Source organism: Ornithinimicrobium pekingense DSM 21552 (assembly GCF_000421185.1).
In the GTDB taxonomy this organism is placed as follows: domain Bacteria; phylum Actinomycetota; class Actinomycetes; order Actinomycetales; family Dermatophilaceae; genus Ornithinicoccus; species Ornithinicoccus pekingensis.
In genome coordinates this window covers 335,612-347,301 of the sequence record NZ_ATWJ01000010.1, presented here as the reverse complement: position 1 = coordinate 347,301, position 11,690 = coordinate 335,612, and the positions used below count along the sequence as shown (strand labels likewise).

Here is an 11,690-nt window from a genome sequence, read left to right as displayed (position 1 = left end):
TGAGTACGGCCCTTCGGGGTGGGGAAAGCTGGGTGGTGCGTGGTGGGTGTGGTGCTGACACGTTGTTGGGTCCTGAGGGATCGGGCCCTGTCACGGGCTGTGCCGTTGAGGCATGGTGTGTGGGAGGTGCTGGGTTTCCTTGGTTGTCCGGGGCCCCGGGTTCGTCCAGACCCGCAGCTGCTGTCTTCTCTGTGAGGGGGAGGTGGTGGGTGTGTGCTGGTGGGCGAGTGTTTCCGGGGTGGGCCTGGTCGTATGTTGAGAACTGTACAGTGGACGCGAGCATCTTTGTGGCTTTAAGTTTTTAAGGGCGCACGGTGGATGCCTTGGCACCAGGAACCGAAGAAGGACGTAGGAATCTGCGATAAGCCTCGGGGAGTCGATAACCAGACATTGATCCGAGGATTTCCGAATGGGGAAACCCGGCAGGCTTCATCGCCTGTCACCCGCACCTGAATATATAGGGTGCGTGGAGGGAACGTGGGGAAGTGAAACATCTCAGTACCCACAGGAAGAGAAAACAACATGTGATTCCGTGAGTAGTGGCGAGCGAAAGCGGAAGAGGCTAAACCTGGTCTGTGTGATACCTGGTAGGGGTTGCAGATCGGGGGTTGTGGGATTGCGTGTACCAGTGCTACCACGCTGGTGCGGAGTAAGAAATCGAGGGTATAGACGAAGGGTCTGGAAAGGCCCGGCAGAGTCGGTGACACCCCGGTAGTCGAAATGTCCTCGACTCCGTATCGCATCTCCCAAGTAGTACGGGGCCCGAGAAATCCCGTACGAATCTGGCAGGACCACCTGCTAAGCCTAAATATTCCCTGGTGACCGATAGCGGACAAGTACCGTGAGGGAAAGGTGAAAAGTACCCCGGGAGGGGAGTGAAATAGTTCCTGAAACCGTGTGCCTACAATCCGTCGGAGCTGGTCTGCGGACTGGTGACGGCGTGCCTTTTGAAGAATGAGCCTGCGAGTTAGTGCTCAGTGGCGAGGTTAACCCGTGTGGGGTAGCCGTAGCGAAAGCGAGTCCGAACAGGGCGTGTGAGTCGCTGGGTCTAGACCCGAAGCGGAGTGATCTACCCATGGCCAGGGTGAAGCGCGGGTAAGACCGCGTGGAGGCCCGAACCCACTTAGGTTGAAAACTGAGGGGATGAGCTGTGGGTAGGGGTGAAAGGCCAATCAAACTCCGTGATAGCTGGTTCTCCCCGAAATGCATTTAGGTGCAGCGTCATGTGTTTCTTGCCGGAGGTAGAGCTACTGGATGGCTGATGGGCCCCACCGGGTTACTGACGTCAGCCAAACTCCGAATGCCGGTAAGTGAGAGCATGGCAGTGAGACTGCGGGGGATAAGCTTCGTAGTCGAGAGGGAAACAGCCCAGATCACCAGCTAAGGTCCCTAAGCGTGTGCTAAGTGGGAAAGGATGTGGAGTTGCGAAGACAACCAGGAGGTTGGCTTAGAAGCAGCCACCCTTGAAAGAGTGCGTAATAGCTCACTGGTCAAGTGATTCCGCGCCGACAATGTAGCGGGGCTCAAGCACACCACCGAAGCTGTGGCAGTGACACAGTGCTCGGCCTGTCCCTTCGTGGGGTGGGTCCAGGCGTGTTGCTGGGTAGGGGAGCGTCGTGTCGCGAGTGAAGCATCCGAGTGATCGAGGTGTGGACGCGACACGAGTGAGAATGCAGGCATGAGTAGCGAATGAGGAGTGAGAAACTCCTCCGCCGAATAACCAAGGGTTCCAGGGTCAAGCTAATCTGCCCTGGGTAAGTCGGGACCTAAGGCGAGGCCGACAGGCGTAGTCGATGGACATCCGGTTGATATTCCGGAACCGGCGAAGAACCGCCCAGTACCGAATCACGTGATGCTAAGCGCCTGAAGCCTCCCGCTGTATCTCACCTTCGGGTGAGGTGCTGGGGGGTGGAACGCGTGACCCGAGCGTGTAGTAGGTAAGCGATGGAAGGACGCAGGAAGGTAGCCTCCGCGTGGCGATGGTAGTCCACGTCCAAGAGCGCAGGACCGGGGAGTGGTAAGTCCGCCCCAGCAGTGTCCGAGGCTTGATGGTGACCGTGTATGCGGGAAGTAGGGTGATCCTATGCTGCCTAGAAAAGTTCCTAGCGAGGTTCGAGCCGCCCGTACCCCAAACCGACTCAGGTGGTTAGGTAGAGAATACCAAGGCGATCGAGTGAATCGTGGTTAAGGAATTCGGCAAAATGCCCCCGTAACTTCGGGAGAAGGGGGGCCCGAGGCGTGAAACCCTTCACGGGTTAGCGTCGACGGCCGCAGAGACCAGGGAGAAGCGACTGTTTACTAAAAACACAGGTCCGTGCGAAGTCGCAAGACGATGTATACGGACTGACGCCTGCCCGGTGCTGGAACGTTAAGGGGACGGGTTAGCCGTAAGGCGAAGCTCTGAACTTAAGCGCCAGTAAACGGCGGTGGTAACTATAACCATCCTAAGGTAGCGAAATTCCTTGTCGGGTAAGTTCCGACCTGCACGAATGGCGTAACGACTTCTCCACTGTCTCAACCACGAACTCGGCGAAATTGCACTACGAGTAAAGATGCTCGTTACGCGCAGCAGGACGGAAAGACCCCGGGACCTTTACTATAGCTTGGTATTGGTGTTCGGTACGGCTTGTGTAGGATAGGTGGGAGACTGTGAAGCGGGCACGCCAGTGTTCGTGGAGTCATCGTTGAAATACCACTCTGGTCGTTCTGGATGTCTAACCTCGGTCCGTGATCCGGATCAGGGACAGTGCCTGGTGGGTAGTTTAACTGGGGCGGTTGCCTCCTAAAAGGTAACGGAGGCGCCCAAAGGTTCCCTCAGCCTGGTTGGCAATCAGGTGTCGAGTGTAAGTGCACAAGGGAGCTTGACTGTGAGACAGACATGTCGAGCAGAGACGAAAGTCGGGACTAGTGACCCGACGGTGGCTTGTGGAAGCGCCGTCGCTCAACGGATAAAAGGTACCCCGGGGATAACAGGCTGATCCTGCCCAAGAGCTCATATCGACGGCATGGTTTGGCACCTCGATGTCGGCTCGTCGCATCCTGGGGCTGGAGTCGGTCCCAAGGGTTGGGCTGTTCGCCCATTAAAGCGGTACGCGAGCTGGGTTTAGAACGTCGTGAGACAGTTCGGTCCCTATCCGCTGCGCGCGTAGGAAACTTGAGGAGAGCTGTCCCTAGTACGAGAGGACCGGGATGGACGAACCACTGGTGTGTCAGTTGTTCTGCCAAGAGCACCGCTGATTAGCTACGTTCGGACGTGATAACCGCTGAAAGCATCTAAGCGGGAAGCACACTTCAAGATGAGGTTTCCATGCCCCTTAGGGGTGAGAGGCTCCCAGCTAGACTACTGGGTTGATAGGCCGGATGTGGAAGCACAGTAATGTGTGGAGCTGACCGGTACTAATAAGCCGATAACTTAAACAACAAAGATGTTACGCGTCCACTGTACGGTCTCTCGAGATACGAACACCCCCCACCAGGCGTGGGCCCGGGATGGTTCGAAGAACTCGATAGTGTTACGGCGGTCATAGCGTCAGGGAAACGCCCGGTCACATTCCGAACCCGGAAGCTAAGCCTGACAGCGCCGATGGTACTGCACTGGAGACGGTGTGGGAGAGTAGGACACCGCCGGACTCAACTTCTAGAGTGGGCCCTGATCGACACCACGGTGTCGGTCGGGGCCCATTCGCATGTCTGGACCCCGAGCAGTGTCGAGGAAGGTTGTGTCTCGTGAGCGATGACCGTCGTGAGCGTCGTGACGGCGAGCGTCCCCGTGGGGGTGGGCGCGACGACCGCACCGGTCGTGGACCCGGCCGCGGCCGCGACGACCGGGCCCGCCGCGACGACCGGCCACGGGAGGACCGTGGGGCGGGTGGCTCTCGGGGCCGGGACGACCGTCAGGGGGGGTACCGAGGACGGGACGACCGTCAGGGCGGGTACCGAGGACGGGACGATCGTGAGGGCGGGTACCGGGGACGAGACGACCGGACCGCCGGGGGTTACCGAGGACGCGAGGACCGCCCGGCCCGGACCCGCGAGCCGGAGATCCCCGAGGACATCGAGGCGCGCCAGCTCGACAAGGTGCTCCGTGCGGAGCTGCTGACGCTCAGCAAGGACAACGCCGAGGGGACGGCCCGGCACCTGGTCGCTGTCGGTCGGGCGCTGGACGAGGAGGACTTCGACACCGCGCTGGCGCACGCCCAGGCTGCGGCCAAGCGTGCCGGGCGGGTCGCGGGGGTGCGGGAGACGCTGGGCGTCGTGCACTACCGGCGAGGTGAGTGGACGAAGGCGCTGGCCGAGTTCCGCACGGCGCGCCGGCTGTCCGGCCTCGATCACCTCCTGCCACTCATGGCTGACGCCGAGCGGGGACTGGGACGGCCCGAGCGGGCGCTCGACCTCGCCTCGAGCCCGGAGGCCACCCGGCTGGCGCCTGCCGAACGCGTGGAGATGGCGATCGTGGTCTCTGGCGCGCGCGTAGACCTGGGCCAGACCGCTGCGGCGGTGCAGCACCTGCGTGACCTGGCCCGGGCGGGCAGCCCGCAGGCGCCGTGGGCGGCCCGTCTTCGCTACGCCTACGCCGCGGCGCTCGAGGCGGACGGGAGGACGGCAGAGGCGCAGGAGTGGTACCGCCTCGCCGCCGAGGCGGACTCCCTCGGGGAGACGGACGCGGCCGAGCTCCTGGGGGCCGACGAGGAGCCTGAGCTCATCGACCTGGGTGAGGGGCCGGACGACGAGGACGCCGGTGAGTCCTCCTCCGTGGACGGGACCCCCGGGCGGTGACGCTGCGGGGCATCCTCTGCGATCTCGACGGCGTCGTCTACCGCGGCGACCAGGCCTGCGAGGGCGCCGTCGAGGGACTGCTGGACGCGCGGGCGGCGGGGGTGCGCCTGCTGTTCATGACCAACAACGCCTCCCGCCCTCCCGAGGACGTGGCCGCGCACATCTCCCGGCTCGGCGTGCCGGTCGAGGCGGGCGAGGTGCTCAACGCCTCGCAGGTCGCGGCGGAGGTGCTGTCGGGCCGGCGAGACCGCGGGGAGCTGAGCCTGGACGGTGGTGCGACCGTGCTCGCGGTGGGTGGCGTCGGCGTGGGGGCCGCGCTCGACCAGGTGGGTCTGCCGTGGGCATCGCCGGCCGACGTCCGCGAACGAGCGAGGTCGGGCGACCCGCTGGCGGTGACCGCCGTGGTGCAGGGCTACGGACCGCAGGTGGGTGTCACCGATCTCACCGAGGCCGTCTACGCCATACGCTCCGGGGCGGCGTGGGTGGCCACCAACGACGACGCCACGCTGCCGACCGAGCGCGGGCTCGCCATGGGCAACGGGTCCCTCGTGGCCGCGGTGGCCCATGCGACCGGAACGCTGCCCGAGGTGGTGGGCAAGCCGCACGCGCCGGCATACCGGATCGCGGTGGAGCGTCTGGGTCTGGACCTCGAGGAGTGCCTCATGCTGGGCGACCGGCTGGACACCGACATCGCCGGGGCGGCGGCCGTCGGCCTGCGCAGCGCGCTGGTCCTGACCGGGGTGTCCTCCCGCGCCGAGGCCGAGGACGCGCCGCGTGAGCTGCGCCCTGACCACGTCGCCGCGACCATCCCCGACCTGCGGTTCCTGTGGAGCGACTGATGGACGACCTCGACCCTGACCTCGACCTCGCGCGCCCGGTGACAGGGGACCGTGCCGTCGACGACGCCCTGGCGGCCTTCGACCGCGCGCTCGGTGAGGGCCCGCAGGCCGAGGCGGAGGCCGCGGCCGCGGCCCACCGCGCCCTGCAGGCCCGCCTGACCGGGCCACCGACGCCACCCGTGCCGCCGGGAGAGGCCCGTCCCGGTCCGCGACAGTGACGGCGCGCCTGGACGCGGCGATGGTGGCCCGCGGGCTCGCCAGGTCGCGCACGCAGGCGCAGGCCCTCGTCCGCGACGGCCGGGTGCTGCTCGACGGCACGATGACCACCAGGTCCTCCTCCCGCGTCGGCGAGGGCCAGGACATCGTCGTCACCCCCGCGGACGAGGGCTCCGCGTCCGCGTGGATCACCCGGGGATGGGTGGGGCGCGGCGCGGTCAAGCTGCACCACGCCCTGGTCACGTGGCGGCCGATGGGCCTGCAGGTCGAGGGTCGACGGTGCCTGGACGTCGGCGCCTCCACCGGCGGGTTCACGCAGGTCCTCCTCGAGCACGGGGCCGTCCACGCGGTCGCCCTCGACGTCGGCCACGGTCAGCTGGACCCCAGCATCTCGACCGACGCCCGCGTCACCGAGCTCTCCGGGACCAACGTGCGGGAGGTGGACACAGCCTCCGTCGGTGGACGGGTCGGCGTCGTCGTCTGCGACGTCTCCTTCATCTCCCTGCGGCACGTCGTCCCGGTCCTGCCGGCGCTCCTCGAGGAGGACGCCGAGGTCGTCCTGCTGGTCAAGCCGCAGTTCGAGGTCGGGCGGGCCGGCCTGGCCGCTGACGGCGTCGTGCGCTCTGCCGCCTCGCGCGAGCAGGCCCTCGGCGTCGTCGTCGCAACGGCCCGGGACCACGGCCTGGCGGTCCTCGGGCTCGAGCGCTCACCGGTGACGGGGGAGACCGGCAACGTGGAGTACCTGCTGTGGCTGCGGCCCGTTCGGCCCGGCATGATTGGCTGGGGCCTCGCACCCGAGGAGCTGGCGCTGCGGTGCCACGACCTGAGCCAGGAGGAGGACCGGTGACCCGTCGCATCATGCTCGTGACCCATCCGACGCGCCCGGAGGTCCCGGACCTGGCCGAGGAGTTCGCCGAGCGCCTCGGTGCGCACGACATCGAGGTCGAGGTCGTCCCCGAGGTCCCGCCGACGCACGAGGTGGTCGGTCCGCACCAGGTCGCCAGCCCCAAGTCGCCCGTCCCGTCCAGCGTCGACGCCTCGGGCTGCGAGCTCGTGGTGGTCTTCGGCGGCGACGGCACCATCCTGCGCGGTGCGGAGATCGCACGGCCGGCGGGCACGCCGCTGCTCGGCGTGAACATGGGGCGGGTCGGGTTCCTGGCCGAGGCCGAGCGGGACGACATCGAGACGGTCGTCGAGCGCATCGTGGAGGGTCGCTACCACGTGGAGGAGCGGATGACGCTCGAGGTCGACGTCTGGCACGAGGACGTCGTGGTCGCCTCCAACTGGGCGCTCAACGAGGCCTCGGTGGAGAAGTCCGCGCGCGAGCGCATGCTCGAGGTCGCCGTCGAGGTGGACGGCCGGCCGCTGTCCACCTGGGGCTGCGACGGCGTCGTCATGTCCACGCCCACCGGGTCGACCGCCTACGCCTTCTCCGGGGGAGGGCCTGTCGTGTGGCCCCAGGTCGAGGCGCTCCTGCTGGTGCCGATCTCCGCCCACGCCCTCTTCGCCCGTCCTCTCGTGCTCGGCCCCGACACCCGGCTGGCGGTCGAGGTGGTGCCGCACTCGCACGTCCACGGGGTGATGTGGTGCGACGGCAGGCGCACGGTCGAGCTGCCGCCGGGCGCCCGCATCGAGGTGCGACGGTCCGCGACGCCGGTGCGGCTGGTGCGCTTCACCGTCGAGCCCTTCACCGACCGGCTCGTGGCCAAGTTCGCGCTCCCGGTCACCGGCTGGCGGGGTCCCGCCCACCACCCGGCGGACGGTGCGCGGCTCGCCCCGCGCCGTGCCGCCGAGGAGGCCGGATGACGCTGCGCCGCATCCGCATCCAAGGTCTCGGCGTCATCGAGGACGCCGAGCTGGAGCTGGCCGAGGGTCTCAACGTCATCACCGGTGAGACCGGAGCGGGCAAGACGATGGTCGTCAGCGGCCTCGGACTGCTCCTGGGCGCACGGGCCGACGCCGGCATGGTGCGTGCGGGGACCCGCCAGGCGGTCGTCGAGGGCGAGGTCGACGTGCCGGCCGGTCACCCCGCCGCGCAGCGGGTCGAGGAGGCCGGCGGCGACGCCAGCGACGGGCTCCTCCTGGTCCGCTCGGTGGCCGCCGGCGGGCGGTCCCGCGCCCACGTGGGCGGCCGCAGCGCCCCGGTGGCCGTGCTCTCCGAGGTGGGCGAGCATCTGGTCGCGGTCCACGGGCAGGCCGACCAGTGGCGCCTGCGCGACGCCGACCAGCACCGCGTGCTGCTCGACGCGGCCGGGGGCGAGGACGTGGCGACGGCTCTGGCCGCCTACGACGAGGCATACCGGGCGTGGCGCACCTCCCGCGCGCGGCTCGAGGAGCTGACCCGCACCTCGGCGGAGCGCGGGCTGCGGGTGGCGATGCTGCGCGGTGCCCTGGAGGAGATCTCGGCGGTGGAGGCCGAGGAAGGGGAGGAGGACCTGCTGCGGGCCGAGTCCGAGCGGCTGACCCACGCCGAGGAGCTGCGCTCCGCCGCGCTGACCGCGCACGACGCGCTCGTGGGTGCCGACGACCCGGGTGAGGACCAGCCCAGCGTCACCGGGTTGCTGGGTGCCGCGGGGGCGGCGCTCGGACCCGCCTCCTCCCACGACGAGGAGCTGGCCTCGCTGCGCGCACGACTGGACGAGGTCGCCTACCTCAGCTCGGACCTGGCCGCCGACCTGGCCTCCTACGGGTCCGGGGTCGAGGTCGACGAGCAGCGGCTCGCCGAGGTGCACCAGCGGCGTGCCGACCTGGGCACCCTGCTGCGCAAGTACGGCGGCACCACCGGTGCCATGCTCGACCTCGCGCGCTCCTTCTCGGCCGAGCTGGCCGAGATCGACGTCTCCGAGGACGACCTCGCCGAGCTGGAGCGGGCCACCGAGCGGCTGCGGCACCAGGTGGGGGCGACCGGGCAGGCGTTGACCGCGGCCCGGCGCACGACGGCGGCACGGGTCGGGGAGGAGGTGACCCGCGAGCTGGGTCACCTGGCGATGGGCAGCGCGCAGGTGTCGGTGCACGTGGAGCCGCGCACGGCCGGGGACGCGTCGGCGGCGGACGGGGCCGCGACGACCGTCGTCCCGCTGGCCGACGGGCGTCTGGTCGCGCCGCGGCGGCACGGGCTGGACGAGGTCGAGATCCGGCTCGCGGCCAACCCCGGGGCCCCTGCCCGGTCGGTGACCCGCGCCGCCTCCGGCGGTGAGCTGTCCCGGGTGATGCTGGCCCTCGAGCTCGTCTGCGGTGACGGCGGCGTGCCGACCTACGTCTTCGACGAGGTCGACGCCGGCGTCGGCGGCAGCGCCGCCCTCGACCTGGGCGCCCGGCTGGCCCGGCTGGCCCGCGGCGGCGCCCAGGTCATCGTCGTCACCCACCTGGGCCAGGTGGCCGCGTACGCCGACCGGCACCTCGTGGTCCGCAAGAGCACCGACGGACAGGTCACCAGCAGCGGCGTGGTGGCCGTCGAGGGGGAGGAGCGCGAGGCCGAGCTGGCGCGCATGCTGGGCGGCGTCGCCGATTCGGACGCCGCGCTCGAGCACGCCCGGGAACTGCTGTCCCGACGTGCGACGATGGCCGGATGACGACGTTGCGACGCGCCCGGAGGGGGCACCGCGAGCCCTCAGGGCCCGTCAGGGGGCCGCTGCGCGTCGACGCCCGCACCAAGGACCTCACCAAGCGCCTCCAGCCCGGGGACATCGCCGTGATCGACCACGACGACCTCGACCAGGTCAGCGCCCACGCGCTCGTGGCCTGCCGGCCGGCGGCCGTGGTCAACGCCGCCCCCAGCACGACCGGCATCTACCCCAACCGTGGCCCGGAGATCCTGCTCGAGGCGGGCATCCCGGTCGTGGACATGTGCGGTCCCGAGGTCATGCGGCTCGCCGAGGGGGTGCCCGGCACGGTCGAGGGGCACCAGGTCGTCGTCGGGGGTGACGTGGTCGCCCGCGGTGTGCGCCTCACCCCCGGTCTGGTGGAGGCGCAGCTGCAGGACGCCCGCGCCAACCTCTCGGACCAGATCGAGGCGTTCTCGCACAACACCATGGACTACGTGCGGGCCGAGCGTGAGCTGCTCATCGACGGGATCGGGCTGCCCGAGCTGCGTACCGACCTCACCGGGCGCTACGCCCTCGTCGTGGTGCGGGGCTACCACTACAAGGAGGACCTGCAGACCCTGCGGCCCTTCATCCGTGAGGCCAGGCCGGTGCTGATCGGGGTCGACGGCGGGGCTGACGCGCTGCTCGAGCAGGGGTTGCGGCCCGACCTCATCGTCGGCGACATGGACTCCGTCTCCGACGCAGGGCTGACCTCCGGTGCGGAGCTGGTCGTCCACGCCTACCGGGACGGCCGGGCGCCGGGCCTGGAGCGGGTCGAGGCGCTGGGCATCACCGACGCTGTCGTGCTGCCGGCGCCCGGCACCAGCGAGGACATCGCGATGCTTCTCGCCGACGACAAGGGGGCCGAGCTCATCGTGGCGGTGGGCACGCACGCCACCCTGGTCGAGTTCCTCGACAAGGGGCGCCAGGGTATGGCGAGCACGTTCCTGACCCGCCTGCGCGTCGGCAGCAAGCTCGTCGACGCCAAGGGCGTCAGCCTGCTCTACCGCTCCCGCATCTCCAGCCTGTCCCTGGTGTGGCTGGCCCTCGCGGGTCTGCTGGCGCTGGTCGCGGCCCTGGCGGTCACACCCGGGGGCCGGGCGTTCTTCGGCGTCCTCGCCGTACGATGGGACGATGTCTTGGCCTGGATAGAGGGACTGTTCTAGTTGATCGACTTCCGTTATCACGTCGTCTCGCTGGTGGCCGTCTTCATCGCCCTGGCCGTGGGGATCGTCCTGGGGGCAGGACCGTTGCGCGAGGGGCTGTCCTCCACGCTGGAGAGCGAGGTGGGCCAGCTCCGTCAGGAGCGCACCGACCTGCGCGGGGAGGTCGACGTGGCCAACCAGCGCGCCGAGGCCCGCGAGGCCGCGCTCGGTCGGCTCGCGGGGCCGGCGCTCGAGCGGACCCTGGAGGGCGTCCGCGTCGGCGTCGTCATCTTCCCCGGCGCCGACCGCAACACCCTCGAGCAGCTCGAGCGGCAGGTCGGCCGGGCCGGTGGGCGCGTGACACTGACCGCCGAGGTGACGGAGGCGTGGGCGAGCCCCACCCCGGACGACGGGTTGCTCGGCGACCTGGCGCTCACCCTCGAGGTCCCCGAGCCGCGCAACGGTGAGCTGCCGACCACCGCGACGGTCATGGCGGCCGTCCTGGCGGGGGCGGACCAGCCGGGGCAGCTCGGGGCCTGGCTCGGCGCCGGCGCCGAGCTCGAGGACGCCGGGTTGGTCGAGTTCACCTGGCGGGGTGGCACCGCCGACGAGTTCACCGACCGTCGTCCTCCCGACGCCCTGCTGGTCGTGGACGGCGACCTCGACGCGGCCCAGGCGCAGGAGCCGGACGGGGAGCAGGACCTCGTGACCCGGCTCGACCTGGTCGACGCGCTCGCGGACCTCGACGTGCCGCTGGTCGTCACCGGCGCCGGGACGGAGGAGCGTGCGGCGGAGGGGGAGGACAACCTCGACCCCCTCGTGGCGGCCGTCCGGTCCGACCGGGGGCTCGCGGACCAGGTCTCGACCGTGGACAACATCGAGCACCTCTCCGGCCAGCTGGCCGCCGCGCTGGCGCTCGCGTGGCAGCTGGAGGACGAGGTCGGCCACTACGGACTGGGCCGCCTGGCCGAGGCACCCGTGCCGACGGTTCCGCCGGCGCGGGAGGGGACCGTGAGCGTGCCCCTGCCGCAGAACGGGACGCCGGGCGCCGGCGAGCAGGACGACACGGGCTCCGGCGAGGGCTCCGACCCCGGGGACCCCGCTCAGAGCACCGCGGCACCGTGACGGCG

8 protein-coding genes and 2 rRNA genes are annotated in these 11,690 nt (G+C 69.3%); all 10 read left to right on the top strand.

All coding sequences use genetic code 11. From position 1 onward, the window contains the following. Window positions 1–291: 291 nt before the first annotated feature. The 10 genes from K330_RS0111215 (at window position 292) to K330_RS0111170 (ending at window position 11,685) form a co-directional block, all read left to right on the top strand. Window positions 292–3,420 (top strand): 23S ribosomal RNA (locus K330_RS0111215). 93 nt (window positions 3,421–3,513) lie between these two features. Beyond that, window positions 3,514–3,630: ribosomal RNA gene (rrf, locus tag K330_RS0111210) — 5S ribosomal RNA — on the top strand. A 447-nt stretch (window positions 3,631–4,077) separates the two neighbouring features. Then, window positions 4,078–4,776: a tetratricopeptide repeat protein gene (locus K330_RS20775; protein ID WP_084617418.1), complete on the top strand. Its 699-nt coding sequence runs from the start codon at window positions 4,078–4,080 to the stop codon at window positions 4,774–4,776. Next, window positions 4,773–5,615, top strand: coding sequence for an HAD-IIA family hydrolase (locus K330_RS20770; protein ID WP_040658018.1), 843 nt, complete (start codon window positions 4,773–4,775; stop codon window positions 5,613–5,615). The genes K330_RS20775 and K330_RS20770 overlap by 4 nt, the downstream gene beginning before the upstream one ends. Beyond that, a complete protein-coding gene (locus tag K330_RS0111195; protein WP_022921920.1) occupies window positions 5,615–5,833 on the top strand; it encodes a hypothetical protein in 219 nt (72 codons plus the stop codon). Before K330_RS20770 ends, K330_RS0111195 begins: the two co-directional genes overlap by 1 nt. After that, window positions 5,830–6,678 (top strand): TlyA family RNA methyltransferase, encoded by an 849-nt coding sequence (locus tag K330_RS0111190; RefSeq protein ID WP_022921919.1) that lies wholly within the window; start codon window positions 5,830–5,832, stop codon window positions 6,676–6,678. The genes K330_RS0111195 and K330_RS0111190 overlap by 4 nt, the downstream gene beginning before the upstream one ends. Further along, window positions 6,675–7,637, top strand: a complete 963-nt coding sequence (locus K330_RS0111185) for an NAD kinase (RefSeq protein ID WP_022921918.1) — start codon at window positions 6,675–6,677, stop codon at window positions 7,635–7,637. The genes K330_RS0111190 and K330_RS0111185 overlap by 4 nt, the downstream gene beginning before the upstream one ends. Beyond that, window positions 7,634–9,403 (top strand): DNA repair protein RecN, encoded by a 1,770-nt coding sequence (recN, locus tag K330_RS0111180; protein WP_022921917.1) that lies wholly within the window; start codon window positions 7,634–7,636, stop codon window positions 9,401–9,403. The genes K330_RS0111185 and recN overlap by 4 nt, the downstream gene beginning before the upstream one ends. Then, window positions 9,400–10,581, top strand: a complete 1,182-nt coding sequence (steA, locus tag K330_RS0111175) for a putative cytokinetic ring protein SteA (protein WP_022921916.1) — start codon at window positions 9,400–9,402, stop codon at window positions 10,579–10,581. Before recN ends, steA begins: the two co-directional genes overlap by 4 nt. Then, window positions 10,582–11,685, top strand: a complete 1,104-nt coding sequence (locus K330_RS0111170; protein WP_022921915.1) for a copper transporter — start codon at window positions 10,582–10,584, stop codon at window positions 11,683–11,685. Window positions 11,686–11,690: the final 5 nt, after the last annotated feature.

What these genes read in the sequence shown, in the direction of transcription:
- steA (WP_022921916.1), top strand. Translation starts at nt 9,400, where the DNA reads ATGACGACGTTGCGACGCGCCCGGAGGGGGCACCGCGAGCCCTCAGGG.
- recN (WP_022921917.1), top strand. Translation starts at nt 7,634, where the DNA reads ATGACGCTGCGCCGCATCCGCATCCAAGGTCTCGGCGTCATCGAGGAC.
- K330_RS0111195 (WP_022921920.1), top strand. Translation starts at nt 5,615, where the DNA reads ATGGACGACCTCGACCCTGACCTCGACCTCGCGCGCCCGGTGACAGGG.